General features: G+C 56.9%; 11 protein-coding genes. 7 read left to right on the forward strand and 4 right to left on the reverse strand.

The features are described from left to right. Nucleotides 1-109 precede the first annotated feature (109 nt). The 3 genes from fdhF to CU081_RS01895 all read left to right on the forward strand — a co-directional run bounded on the left by fdhF (nt 110) and on the right by CU081_RS01895 (nt 3,527). The gene (gene fdhF, locus CU081_RS01885) at nt 110-2,257 is read left to right on the forward strand and encodes a formate dehydrogenase subunit alpha (RefSeq protein WP_080332499.1); all 2,148 of its coding nucleotides are present in this window, start codon (nt 110-112) and stop codon (nt 2,255-2,257) included. A 321-nt stretch (nt 2,258-2,578) separates the two neighbouring features. Next, complete coding sequence (locus CU081_RS01890) at nt 2,579-2,731, forward strand: Hok/Gef family protein (protein WP_003860252.1); 153 nt, start codon at nt 2,579-2,581, stop codon at nt 2,729-2,731. A gap of 121 nt (nt 2,732-2,852) precedes the next feature. Beyond that, on the forward strand, nt 2,853-3,527 hold the full coding sequence (locus CU081_RS01895) for a tetratricopeptide repeat protein (RefSeq protein ID WP_003860254.1): 675 nt from the start codon (nt 2,853-2,855) through the stop codon (nt 3,525-3,527). An 83-nt stretch (nt 3,528-3,610) separates the two neighbouring features. On the opposite strand, the gene gltP is transcribed toward CU081_RS01895, so the two are convergent. Beyond that, on the reverse strand, nt 3,611-4,924 hold the full coding sequence (gene gltP / locus CU081_RS01900) for a glutamate/aspartate:proton symporter GltP (protein WP_003860256.1): 1,314 nt from the start codon (nt 4,922-4,924) through the stop codon (nt 3,611-3,613). A 423-nt stretch (nt 4,925-5,347) separates the two neighbouring features. Here gltP and acs point away from each other — a divergent pair, with 423 nt between their 5' ends. From acs to actP, 3 genes are all read left to right on the forward strand, one after another. Next, on the forward strand, nt 5,348-7,306 hold the full coding sequence (acs, locus tag CU081_RS01905; protein WP_022650235.1) for an acetate--CoA ligase: 1,959 nt from the start codon (nt 5,348-5,350) through the stop codon (nt 7,304-7,306). 89 nt (nt 7,307-7,395) lie between these two features. Beyond that, nucleotides 7,396-7,710 carry a DUF485 domain-containing protein gene (locus tag CU081_RS01910; protein WP_022650234.1) on the forward strand — a complete coding sequence of 105 codons (315 nt, stop codon included), beginning with the start codon at nt 7,396-7,398 and terminating at the stop codon, nt 7,708-7,710. After that, nucleotides 7,707-9,356, forward strand: a complete 1,650-nt coding sequence (gene actP / locus CU081_RS01915; RefSeq protein ID WP_022650233.1) for a cation/acetate symporter ActP — start codon at nt 7,707-7,709, stop codon at nt 9,354-9,356. Before CU081_RS01910 ends, actP begins: the two co-directional genes overlap by 4 nt. Before the next feature lie 33 nt (nt 9,357-9,389). Here the strand turns inward: actP and CU081_RS01920 are convergent, their stop codons facing one another. Together CU081_RS01920 and CU081_RS01925 are read right to left on the reverse strand one after the other, a co-directional pair. After that, the gene (locus CU081_RS01920; protein ID WP_022650232.1) at nt 9,390-10,079 is read right to left on the reverse strand and encodes an LrgB family protein; all 690 of its coding nucleotides are present in this window, start codon (nt 10,077-10,079) and stop codon (nt 9,390-9,392) included. Further along, nucleotides 10,072-10,482, reverse strand: a complete 411-nt coding sequence (locus CU081_RS01925) for a CidA/LrgA family protein (protein ID WP_022650231.1) — start codon at nt 10,480-10,482, stop codon at nt 10,072-10,074. The genes CU081_RS01920 and CU081_RS01925 overlap by 8 nt, the downstream gene beginning before the upstream one ends. Nucleotides 10,483-10,584: 102 nt before the next feature. Between CU081_RS01925 and CU081_RS01930 the strand changes: the two genes are divergently transcribed. Continuing rightward, nucleotides 10,585-11,466 carry a LysR family transcriptional regulator gene (locus tag CU081_RS01930; protein ID WP_003860268.1) on the forward strand — a complete coding sequence of 294 codons (882 nt, stop codon included), beginning with the start codon at nt 10,585-10,587 and terminating at the stop codon, nt 11,464-11,466. Between the two features lie 62 nt (nt 11,467-11,528). On the opposite strand, the gene CU081_RS01935 is transcribed toward CU081_RS01930, so the two are convergent. After that, nucleotides 11,529-13,172 carry a Na+/H+ antiporter gene (locus CU081_RS01935; protein ID WP_022650230.1) on the reverse strand — a complete coding sequence of 548 codons (1,644 nt, stop codon included), beginning with the start codon at nt 13,170-13,172 and terminating at the stop codon, nt 11,529-11,531. Nucleotides 13,173-13,206: the final 34 nt, after the last annotated feature.

The following is a 13,206-nucleotide window of genomic DNA, read 5'->3' on the forward strand; positions in this document are numbered from 1 at the left end:
CAGGGTTTTGCCACGCAAAGGGTCGTAAAGTCAGGAAATACCCATAATAAAAACATGGCATAGAAGCTGCATATTGGGCAGGTAAGAACTGTTTAACTGGAGCAAAGTGATGAAAAAAGTCGTCACGGTTTGCCCTTATTGTGCCTCAGGTTGCAAGATCCACCTGGTGGTCAATAACGGCAAAATCGTCCGGGCGGAAGCGGCGCAGGGTAAAACCAATCAGGGCACGCTGTGCCTGAAAGGATATTACGGCTGGGATTTTATTAACGATACCCAAATCCTCACCCCGCGCCTGAAAACCCCTATGATCCGCCGCGAGCGCGGCGGCAAGCTGGAAGCCGTCTCCTGGAATGAAGCGCTGGATTACGTCGCCACGCGCCTCAGCGCCATCAAGGCCAAGTATGGCCCGGATGCGATTCAGACCACCGGCTCCTCACGCGGAACCGGGAATGAAACCAACTATGTGATGCAAAAATTCGCGCGCGCCGTTATTGGTACCAATAACGTCGACTGCTGCGCTCGCGTCTGACACGGCCCATCGGTTGCAGGTCTGCACCAGTCGGTCGGTAACGGCGCAATGAGTAATGCCATCAACGAGATAGATAATACCGATCTCGTCTTCATCTTTGGTTATAACCCGGCGGATTCTCACCCTATCGTCGCGAACCACGTTATTCGCGCTAAACAGAACGGGGCGAAAATCATCGTCTGCGATCCGCGCAAAATTGAAACCGCGCGCATTGCGGATATGCACATTGCATTGAAAAACGGTTCAAACATCGCGCTGTTGAACGCAATGGGGCACGTCATTATTGAGGAGAACCTGTACGACCAGGCGTTTGTCGCGACCCGTACAGAAGGCTTTGAAGAGTATAAGAAAATAGTCGAGGGCTATACGCCTGAATCCGTCGAAGCGATAACCGGCGTCAGCGCGCAGGAGATTCGTCAGGCGGCCAGAATGTATGCCGTGGCAAAAACCGCCGCCATTCTCTGGGGCATGGGCGTGACCCAGTTCTACCAGGGCGTGGAAACCGTGCGCTCGCTCACCAGCCTCGCCATGCTGACCGGCAATCTGGGTAAAGCGCATGTGGGCGTGAACCCGGTGCGTGGTCAGAATAACGTGCAGGGTGCGTGTGATATGGGCGCGCTGCCGGACACCTATCCGGGCTACCAGTACGTCAAATTCCCGGAAAACCGCGAGAAGTTTGCGAAGGCCTGGGGCGTGGAGAGCCTGCCGGCACACACCGGGTATCGCATCAGCGAGCTGCCGCACCGCGCGGCGCACGGTGAAGTGCGTGCGGCCTACATCATGGGTGAAGATCCGCTCCAGACCGACGCCGAACTGTCCGCAGTGCGCAAAGGCTTTGAGGATCTGGAGCTGGTGATTGTTCAGGATATCTTTATGACCAAAACCGCGGCAGCGGCGGATGTGATTTTGCCGTCGACCTCCTGGGGCGAGCATGAAGGTGTCTATACGGCGGCAGACCGCGGCTTCCAGCGCTTCTTCAAGGCCGTCGAGCCGAAATGGGATCTGAAAACGGACTGGCAGATCATCAGCGAAATCGCCACCCGCATGGGCTACCCGATGCACTACAACAACACCCAGGAGATCTGGGACGAGTTGCGGCATCTGTGCCCGGACTTTTATGGGGCAACCTATGAAAAAATGGGTGAGCTGGGCTACATCCAGTGGCCGTGCCGGGATGAGTCAGAATCCGATCAGGGGACGTCATACCTCTTTAAAGAGAAGTTCGACACCCCGAACGGGCTGGCGCAGTTCTTCACCTGCGACTGGGTCGCGCCGATCGATAAGCTCACCGACGAGTATCCGATGGTGCTCTCCACCGTGCGTGAAGTGGGCCACTACTCCTGCCGTTCCATGACCGGCAACTGCGCCGCGCTGGCGGCGCTGGCGGATGAACCGGGTTACGCGCAGATCAACACCGCCGATGCCGAACGGCTCGGTATTGAAGATGAAGCGCTGGTGTGGGTGAATTCGCGTAAAGGCCGCATCATTACCCGCGCGCAGGTCAGCGACCGTCCGAACAAAGGGGCAGTCTATATGACCTACCAGTGGTGGATTGGCGCCTGCAACGAGCTGGTGACCGAGAACTTAAGCCCGATAACCAAAACGCCGGAGTATAAATACTGCGCCGTAAACGTGGAGTCCATTGCGGATCAACACGCTGCGGAACAGTATGTGATCGACGAATATAACAAGCTAAAAGCCCGACTGCGCGAAAGCGCAATGGGTTGAAGCCGTTAATTTATCGTTGAATAAAGGGAGTGATATATTCACTCCCTTTTTATTTCCGATTAATTCATAAGAAATAGAAATTATTATTCTGGAAAGCGGCTCGCAGAAATAATGTAATTTACGCAGAATAGAATTACATCTTTGCATTTTAATTCAGAGGGATAAGATGTGCGGCGGGTGCTTAAGACTTTCTGTCTTGAGCATTGTTGAGGGACAGAAAGTAGAAAGCCCCGGGAAATTTTCATTTACCCGAGGCTACTCCCTCAACTCCAACAAGTTGAGAGTAGCCTCTTATTCTTTTTTTGACAAGGAGTAAAAGGCATGACGCCATTAAAAACTGCGTTAGGCATCGTCTTTATTGTTTGCCTGACGATAGTGATCTTTACCTTTATTACTCGCGGCAGGCTCTGCGAGTTTTCAATAAAGAGTGAACATCAGGAGGTGGCGGCGAAATTAGCCTGTAACGCAGGCTAACCTCTTCGGGCGGAACGCGTGTTCCGCCCGGCTTGTGGGATGCTGAGGTCTTAACGCACCCGTTTTTTTCTTCTGTCGCCGCGATTATACTGCGCGGCGTGTACCCAGATGATAAGAATCCATGAAAATCCTTTTTCTGATGTTGTTATTTTTAACCGCGTTTGCCCATGCCGATGAGATAGGCAGCCAGTATAAAAAGCAGGCTGAAGCGGGCGATGCGCGCGCGCAGTATTATCTCGCCGATACCTGGTTCAGTTCCGGCGACAGCGCGCAGGCGGCGCTGTGGGCGGAAAAAGCGGCAAAAGGCGGTGATGTCGACGCCATGGCGCTGCTGTCGCAAATCCACTTTTCGCAGGGTGACTATGCGCAGGCTAAAGCCCTGGCCCAACAGGCAAACATTGCGGGCAGCAAACGCGGCGCGATCATGCTGGCGCGTGTGCTGGTGAACACGCAGGCGGGCAAAACCGACTACCCGCAGGCCATCGCACTGCTGCAATCGGCGACCGAAGACATCGATAGCGACTCGGCGGTAGACGCGCAACAGCTGCTGGGGCTGATCTATGCCAACGGCGTTGAAGTTCCTCAGGATGACGTGCAGGCCGCATCGTGGTTCAAACGGAGTTCGGCTCTGTCCCGGACGGGCTATGCGGAGTACTGGGCAGGAATGCTGTTCAGGCAGGGTGAGAAAGGCTTTATCACACCGAATAAGCAGAAAGCGCTTTACTGGTTAAACCTGAGCTGTACCGAAGGGTTTGATACCGGGTGTGAAGAGTTTGATGCATTGAGCGGGGAGTAAATTGTTGCCCGGTGGCGCTGCGCTTACCGGGCCTACGGCTTATGTAGGCCCGGTAAGACGAAGCCGCCACCCGGCTTTTTACATCACTGGTCAGCCGTTTTATCAAAACGACCCAGTACCTCGCGTTCATACGCCAGCGCTTTTTTACGGTCGAACTTGTGTTCCCACTTAGCGATTACCAGCACCGCCAGCGCATTACCCACCACGTTCAGCGCGGTACGCGCCATGTCGAGGATACGGTCCACACCGGCAATAAACGCCAGGCCTTCCAGCGGAATACCGACGCTGCCCAGCGTCGCCAGCAGCACCACGAAGGAGACGCCCGGCACGCCTGCGATCCCTTTTGAAGTCACCATCAGCGTCAGAACCAGCACGATTTCCTGCCACAGCGACAGGTCAATGCCGTACAGCTGCGCGATAAAGATCGCTGCAATACTCTGATACAGCGTTGAACCATCCAGATTGAAGGAGTAACCGGTCGGTACAACGAAGCTGGTAATGGACGCCGGCGCACCGTAGGCCTCCATCTTCTCAATGATACGCGGCAGTACGCTCTCGGAGCTTGCCGTGGAGTACGCCAGAATCAGCTCATCCTTCAGGATGCGGATCAGGATCCAGATGCTGAGCCCGCACAGGCGCGCCACAATGCCCAGCACCACCAGCGCGAAGAACAGAATCGCGAAGTGCACCAGAATCACCAGCTTCGCCAGCGGCCACAGGGAGGCAAAGCCGAAGTTCGCTACGGTCACCGCAATCAGCGCGAACACCCCGACCGGCGCATAACGCATCACCATGTGGGTGACTTTGAACATGGTTTCGGAGATAGAGCGGAACACGGTCACCAGCGGTTCACGGTGCGTCGCGGGCAGGGAAGAAAGCCCCAGGCCAAAGAGTACCGAGAAGAAGATGATCGGCAGCATCTCGCCCTTCGCCATGGACGCGATAATGTTGGTCGGTACCAGCGAGAGAATAGTCCCCATCAACCCATGCGAATGGCTCTGCACATCGGCGGTTGTGCTTTGGTATTTCGAAATATCCACCGTCGCCAGCTGCGACATATCGATCCCGGCACCAGGCTGGAACACGTTCGCCAGGGTGATGCCAAGAACGATGGCAACCGTGGTGATCACTTCGAAATAGAGAATGGTTTTAACGCCGATGCGGCCTAACTGTTTCGCATCACCAACACCCGCGATACCGACCACCAGCGTCGAGATCACAATCGGCACAACAATCATCTTGATCAGATGAATAAAGATATCGCCCGCAGGGGAGAGAAGGTTCGCAATCAGCCACTCGCGGCTGTCGCTATGATAATGGAGGTAACTGCCCAGCAAGATGCCCAGCACAAGGGCCAGCAGGATCTGCCAGGCCAGGCTGACTTTCAAATTTTTCATAGAAACTGACTTCCTCAATGAAATCTCCGCACCATCAAAACTGCATGAATATGGAGACATACTGAAAGGGTATGAATTGTGTTGCGTTGGTTTATGGGATTTTTTAACGCGCCGTATGAGTATCATTTGCACGGCATGCTGCGCAAGCCTTAAAGAACAAGGCATTTCACTGCAAAAAGTGTCATTGTCGGTAATTTATAGCAATTCGCATAAATAACCGTTTGTTATACAAAATATTTTCACTTCAAAAAAGTGAATAATTCTTCAGATGAATTATTTCCCTTCAAAGTTTCATTCGCTCAATTTTCATACTCTTCAGACATTGCGTGATCTGTCGCCCAAATACTAAACAAAGCTTGTAAAGCCCCTACTATTAACGTTTTTGCGACATATTATTAACATCTTACAAGGAGAAAAAAAGCCATGAGCCAAATACACAAACACGACATTCCCGCAAACATTGCGGACCGTTGCCTGATAAGTCCGGAGCAGTACCAGGAGAAATACCAGCAGTCCGTTTCCAGCCCTGACGCGTTCTGGGGTGAGCAGGGTCACATCCTCGACTGGATCAAACCTTATCAGAAGGTAAAGAACACCTCTTTCGCGCCGGGCAACGTCTCCATTAAATGGTATGAAGACGGCACGCTGAACCTGGCGGCGAACTGCCTGGACCGCCATCTTGCCGAACGCGGCAACGAAACGGCCATCATCTGGGAAGGCGACGATGCCTCTCAGAGTAAACACATCTCGTATAAAGAACTGCATCGCGACGTGTGCCGCTTTGCCAACGTGCTGCTGGCCCAGGGCATTAAAAAAGGCGATGTAGTGGCGATCTATATGCCAATGGTGCCGGAAGCGGCGGTGGCTATGCTGGCCTGCGCGCGCATCGGCGCGATCCACTCCGTTATCTTCGGCGGCTTCTCGCCGGAGGCGGTTGCCGGGCGTATTGTCGACTCGAATTCGAAGCTGGTGATCACCGCTGACGAGGGCGTGCGCGCCGGGCGCGGTATTCCGCTGAAGAAAAACGTTGATGAAGCGCTGAAAAACCCGAACGTGAAATCCATCAGTAACGTCATTGTCTTCAAACGCACGGGCGGCAAAATCGACTGGCACGAGGGGCGTGACCTGTGGTGGAGCGATCTGATTGAAAAAGCGAGCGACCAGCATCAGCCGGAAGAGATGAACGCGGAAGATCCGCTGTTTATTCTTTATACCTCCGGCTCCACCGGCAAGCCGAAAGGCGTGCTGCATACTACCGGCGGCTATCTGGTTTACGCGGCCACCACCTTTAAATACGTTTTCGACTACCATCCGGGCGACATCTACTGGTGTACCGCCGACGTGGGCTGGGTCACCGGCCACAGCTACCTGCTGTACGGCCCGCTGGCCTGCGGCGCAACGACGCTGATGTTTGAAGGCGTACCGAACTGGCCAACGCCGGCGCGTATGTGCCAGGTGGTTGATAAGCATCAGGTCAACATTCTCTACACCGCGCCAACGGCGATCCGCGCATTAATGGCGGAAGGCGATAAAGCCATCGAAGGCACGGACCGCTCTTCCCTGCGCATCCTCGGCTCCGTGGGCGAGCCGATCAACCCGGAAGCCTGGGAGTGGTACTGGAAGAAGATCGGCAACGAGAAGTGCCCGGTGATGGACACCTGGTGGCAGACCGAAACCGGCGGCTTTATGATCACCCCGATGCCGGGCGCCACGCAGCTGAAAGCCGGTTCGGCCACCCGTCCGTTCTTCGGGGTACAGCCTGCACTAGTGGATAACGAAGGCAATCCGCAGGAAGGCGCCACCGAGGGCAATCTGGTGATCGTCGATTCCTGGCCTGGCCAGGCGCGTACCCTGTTCGGCGACCACGAGCGGTTCGAGCAGACCTACTTCTCGACCTTCAAAAACATGTACTTCAGCGGCGACGGCGCGCGCCGGGATGAAGACGGTTATTACTGGATCACCGGACGCGTGGACGACGTGCTGAACGTCTCTGGCCACCGTCTGGGCACGGCGGAGATTGAGTCTGCGCTGGTGTCGCATCCGAAGATTGCCGAAGCGGCGGTTGTCGGCATTCCGCACAACATCAAAGGCCAGGCGATCTACGCCTACGTCACCCTGAACCACGGCGAAGAGCCGTCGCCAGAGCTGTATACCGAGGTGCGCAACTGGGTGCGTAAAGAGATCGGCCCGCTTGCCACGCCGGACGTGCTGCACTGGACCGACTCGCTGCCGAAAACCCGTTCCGGCAAGATTATGCGCCGTATCCTGCGCAAAATCGCGGCAGGCGACACCAGCAACCTCGGTGATACCTCAACGCTTGCGGATCCTGGCGTGGTGGACAAACTGCTCGAAGAGAAGCAGGCCATCGCAATGCCTTCATAATTTTTTTCTCCCTCTCCCCTCACCCTAACCCTCTCCCCATAGGGGAGAGGGGATAAAACAAACCAACCTTACCTCTGGAGACTTCTGTGATGAATAACGATATTTGTCAGCAGATAGAGAATAGTGCGCACTACAGGGAGCTCGTCGAAAAACGGCAACGGTTTGCCTTCATCCTTTCCATCATCATGCTGATTATCTACGTCGGCTTTATTCTGCTGATCGCCTTTGCGCCGCACTGGCTGGGCACCCCGCTGCATGAGGGTACCAGCGTCACGCGCGGTATTCCGATTGGGATTGGCGTTATCATCATTTCGTTTGTGCTCACGGGTGTGTACGTCTGGCGCGCGAACGGCGAATTCGATCGTCTCAATAAAGCGGTACTGCAAGAGGTAAAAGCATCATGAAGCGAGTCCTGACGGCGCTTGCCGCCACACTTCCCTTTGCCGCCCACGCGGCAGATGCCCTTACCGGCGAGGTCCAGCGCCAGCCTACCAACTGGCAGGCGATTGTTATGTTCCTGATTTTCGTCGTGCTGACGCTGTACATCACCTACTGGGCGTCAAAGCGCGTGCGCTCCCGTAACGATTACTACACCGCGGGCGGCAATATTACCGGCTTCCAGAACGGTCTGGCGATTGCGGGAGACTTTATGTCTGCCGCCTCGTTCCTTGGGATCTCCGCGCTGGTGTATACCTCAGGGTATGACGGCCTGATCTACTCCCTCGGCTTCCTCGTCGGCTGGCCGATCATTCTGTTCCTGATTGCCGAGCGCCTGCGTAACCTGGGACGCTATACCTTTGCTGACGTCGCCTCCTATCGCCTGAAGCAGGGGCCGATTCGTACCCTCTCCGCCTGCGGTTCGCTGGTGGTGGTGGCGCTGTACCTGATTGCGCAGATGGTGGGCGCGGGTAAGCTGATCGAGCTGCTGTTCGGCCTGAACTACCACATCGCGGTGGTGCTGGTGGGCGTGCTGATGGTGATGTATGTCCTGTTCGGCGGCATGCTGGCCACCACCTGGGTACAGATCATCAAGGCGGTACTGCTGCTGTTCGGCGCCAGCTTTATGGCCTTTATGGTGATGAAGCACGTTGGGTTCAGCTTCAATAATCTGTTTACCGAAGCCATGTCAGTGCATCCGAAAGGGGAAGCGATCATGAGCCCGGGTGGGCTGGTGAAAGATCCGATATCCGCGCTCTCGCTCGGTCTCGGCCTGATGTTCGGTACCGCAGGTCTGCCGCATATCCTGATGCGCTTCTTCACGGTGTCAGATGCGCGTGAAGCGCGTAAGAGCGTGTTCTACGCCACCGGGTTTATGGGCTACTTCTACATTCTGACCTTTATCATCGGCTTTGGCGCGATCATGCTTGTGGGGGCGAACCCGGCGTTTAAAGACGCGGCGGGCGCGCTTATCGGCGGTAACAACATGGCGGCGGTGCATCTGGCCGACGCGGTGGGCGGCAACCTGTTCCTCGGCTTTATCTCTGCCGTGGCCTTCGCCACCATCCTCGCGGTGGTTGCAGGGCTGACGCTGGCCGGCGCGTCTGCGGTCTCGCATGACCTCTACGCCAACGTTTTCCGTAAAGGCGCGAGCGAGCGCGATGAGCTAAAAGTCTCCAAAATCACCGTGCTGGTGCTGGGCGTCGTCGCCATCCTGCTGGGGATTTTGTTCGAGAAGCAGAACATCGCCTTTATGGTCGGGCTGGCCTTCTCGATTGCGGCAAGCTGTAACTTCCCGATCATTCTGCTCTCCATGTACTGGTCAAAACTGACCACCCGTGGGGCGATGATTGGCGGCTGGCTGGGGCTGCTGACGGCGGTGATCCTGATGATTCTGGGCCCAACGATTTGGGTGCAGATCCTCGGTCACGAAAGCGCTATCTTCCCGTATGAATACCCGGCGCTGTTCTCCATTGCCGTGGCGTTTATCGGTATCTGGGTCTTCTCGGCTACCGACAATTCGCCGGAAGGTAACCTGGAGCGTGAAAAATTCCGCGCCCAGTTTATCCGCTCGCAAACTGGCCTGGGCGTTGAGCAGGGCCGCGCGCACTAAGCCTTTTCTCCCCGGTCGCTCTGGCCGGGGAGCTTAAAACATCACCCACGCCACCAACGGAGCGATCAGCACCATCGTGACGCCCGAAAGCATCATCACCAGGCTCGCGACAACGCCCTCCTGCTGTCCCAGCTCATAGGAACGTGCCGTACCCGCGCCGTGCGACGCCGCGCCAAATCCCGCGCCTTTGGCCATTCCTTCCCGAATAGAAAGCCGCAGAAACAGCATATCGCCCACCGCCATCCCAAAGACGCCCGTCACCACCACAAACAGCGCCACCAGATCCGGCTGGCCACCGAGCGGTTTGGCGGCTGCCAGCGCAAACGGCGTGGTCACCGAACGCACCGCCAGGCTGCGCTGGATTTCATCCGACAGGGTAAACAGCCGCGCCAGCCAGACCGAGCTGCACACCGCCACCACCGTCGCGGTGACGACGCCCGCGCTGAGCGACATCCAGTGGCGTCTGATAATAGCGAGGTTGTCATAAACGGGTACGGCGAAGGCAATGGTCGCCGGGCCGAGCAGCCACAGCAGCCAGTGGGATTCGCCGATGTAGTTCTGCCAGGAGATATGGCCGAAGACCAGCATCAGCACCAGCAGGATCGGCGTAAAGACCAGCGGCATCAGCGGCAGCGCGCGAAAGCGGCGATACAGGCGCTTGTTGGCAAAGTAGATGACGACTGTCGCAATCAGGCACAGCAGGCTTATCTGAAAGTTAGTCATGCTTCTGCCTGCTGATTTCAAAGCGATACACCTTATCCACCACCCAGGCGGTGGCGCCCAGCACCATCAGCGTGCTCAGGGCGATAACCGCAAAGATGCGCCAGCCGTCGACCATCAGCAGTTGTGCATAATTCACCACCGCCACCACGGCCGGCACAAAGAACAATAGCATCTCCGCCAGCAGCCAGCGCGCCCCGGCGCGCACCCAGTTAAGGGGCAACGCGCGACAGAGGATCAGCGTCAGCATCAGCACCATCCCCACCAGGTTGGCGGGTAAAGGCAGATGCAGCCAGTCGACAAGATATTCCGCGAAAACAAACAGTCCCGCGTAGAGCAGTACCTGAACCGGTACCTGAAGTCGTTGCACAACGGCAGGCGTAACACGGCTTAACGCCACGGCCATGGGGGTTTTCCTCAGAAATGAGACGAGGCGCCAGTATAGTGAGCGTACGGTATCGACTGAAATGAATTAAAATCATCGAAGGTATAGTTTCGAGGAATAATCATGGACATAAGAACGCTGCGCTATTTTGTCGAGGTGGTTCGCCAGCAAAGTTTTACTCGCGCAGCGGAGAAGTTATTCGTAACCCAGCCGACCATCAGCAAGATGCTGAAAAACCTCGAAGATGAGCTGAACTGTACGCTGCTGATCCGCGACGGGCGCAAGCTACTGCTGACCGATACCGGTCGCGTAGTGTTCGAGCGCGGGCTGGCCATTCTGGCAGAGTTCCGCCAGCTGGAGGCCGAGCTTGGGGACATCAACCACCTGACAAAAGGGCTGCTGCGGCTCGGTATTCCGCCGATGGTCGGCATGATGATGGCCGGGCCGATAAGCTTGTTTCGCCAGCGCTACCCCGGCGTTGAGCTAAAAATTTCTGAATTTGGCGGCCTGACCGTGCAGCAGGCGGTGATGAACGGTGAACTGGACGTGGCCATGACGGCCCTTCCCGTAGAGGAGGAAAGCGGCCTGGCGACGCTGCCGCTGTTCAGCCACCCGCTGTGCGTGCTGGTGCCGCGCTCCGGCGACTGGCTGAAGATAGACTCAGTAAAACCCGAGCTGCTCGGCGAACACCCGCTGCTGATTTACAACGAAGATTTTGCCTTAAGCCGCCAGCTGATGGCGCTGTTTAACCAGCACAACGTAAAGCCGCGCATTGCGGTGCGCAGCGGCCAGTGGGATTTTCTGGCGGCGATGGTACAGGCGGGCGTGGGGATTGCCATTCTGCCGCAGCCGATCTGCGAGCGGCTGGATAAAAACACGCTGCGCTGGATCCCGCTGGAGAGCGACCTGCACTGGCAGCTGGGGATGATCTGGCGTGAAGGGGTCTATCTGTCGCACAGCGCGCAGGCGTGGTTGCAATGCTGTGAGGGGTTTTGGGTGCCCTGACCCCTCACCCCAACCCCTCTCCCCATAGGGCGAGGGCTAGGGTGAGGGGGCAAAGCGCGCTACTAATTCTCTATCAACAACGCTTCCAGCAGGTCCAGATCGTGCAGCAGCTTTTGCAACGTCTCGTTGCTGATCTGCCGCGTCGCGCGCAGGTGATACAGCTCGGCACGCTCGGAGCGCAGCGCCGCCAGGCGGAAACGGCGTTCGAGGTTCTCTTCCTGCAACGAACTTTCCACGTCGTTACGTCCGTCAGCACGGCGACGCAAATTACCAATCACGCGTGAACTGACTTCCTTCAGCAGCTGGTTATCAATGTTCTCTTCGGCATCGGCGGCCAGACGCTCCTCCATTTTCTCGATGGCGACAATCGCCACTTCCGCCGTCGCCGCACGGGCAATCCGCTCTTCTTTGTGCTGTTGCGAGGAGTCACCCGCGTCAATATGTTGCAGCAGAATCGGCAGCATAATCACGCCGACGAACAGCGAGAAGAGGATCACGCCCGCCGCCAGGAACACCAGCTCGTAGCGCGCCGGGAAGACGTCGCCCGTCGGCAGAAGCAGAGGAATGGAGAGCACACCAGCAAGGGTGATCGCCCCGCGAACGCCCGCGAAAGAGGCAATCAGCAGCTCGCGCGTGGTCCACGAGCCAAACTCCATCGGCTTTTTGGTCAGGAAGCGAACGCTGAATTTCTTCATCGTCCACAGCCAGCCGAAACGTACCAGCATCAGCGCAAGGTAGATGAGCACGATATCGGTAAATAGCATCCAGACTTCAACGTTTGGATCCGCTTCGGCCGCAATCAGCGAGGATTCCATAATGCCCGGCAGTTGCAGGCCCAACAGCAGGAACACCATGCCGTTAAAGACAAACTCGAGCATCGCCCAGGTACTGTTTGCACGCAGGCGCATCGCCAGCGGTGCGCGGCGCATCACGCCGGAGCGGGTGATGGTCATCCCCGCAGCTACCGCCGCCAGAATGCCCGACACGCCGATATGTTCGGCAATCAGGTAAGAGGCGAACGGCAGCAGGAACAGCAGGACGATCTGCGTCGCCGGTTCATCACCACCCCAGCGGCTAAGGAAGCGCAGCGAGCGTCCGTACAGCCAGCTCACTACGAAGCCCGCGAGGATACCGCCAATCGCCACCTTGAAGAATTCCAGGGTCGCGCCGCCTACGGTAAAGACCATCGTGCCCATGGCAACCGCCACGGCAAACTTCAGGGCGACCAGGCCAGAGGCGTCGTTCATCAGCGCCTCGCCCTGCAAAATGCCCATGATTTTCTTTGGAATGCGCCCTTCACCCACAATGCCGGACAGCGCCACGGCGTCGGTAGGCGACAGCACGGCAGCCAGCGCAAAGGCGGGGATGAGCGGGATCCCTGGTACGGCCCAGTAGATCAGGAAACCAATCCCGACCACGGTGACGACCACCAGCGCCAGCGCCAGGCCGAAGATCTCTCGCCCGTGCTCCAGAAATTCGCGCGTCGGCGTTTTCCAGCCATCGGCAAACAGCAGCGGCGGGATAAACAGCACGAGAAACAGTTCCGGATCGAACTCCACGTGCAGACCGAACGTCGGCCACGCCAGCAGCGCGCCGATAGCTATTTGCATTAAGGGCAGGGGGACCTGGAAGGGCAGTACGCGTGTAACCACCCCGGATAATGAGACCACAAGGGTCATGATGAGTATTGTGAAGAAAATTTCCATGCGTTCCCTGTTTGCTGTGTTTCTTATAAGCCAA

Origin of the sequence: Enterobacter sp. CRENT-193 (assembly GCF_002787395.1) — a bacterium.
GTDB lineage: Bacteria > Pseudomonadota > Gammaproteobacteria > Enterobacterales > Enterobacteriaceae > Enterobacter > Enterobacter hormaechei_C.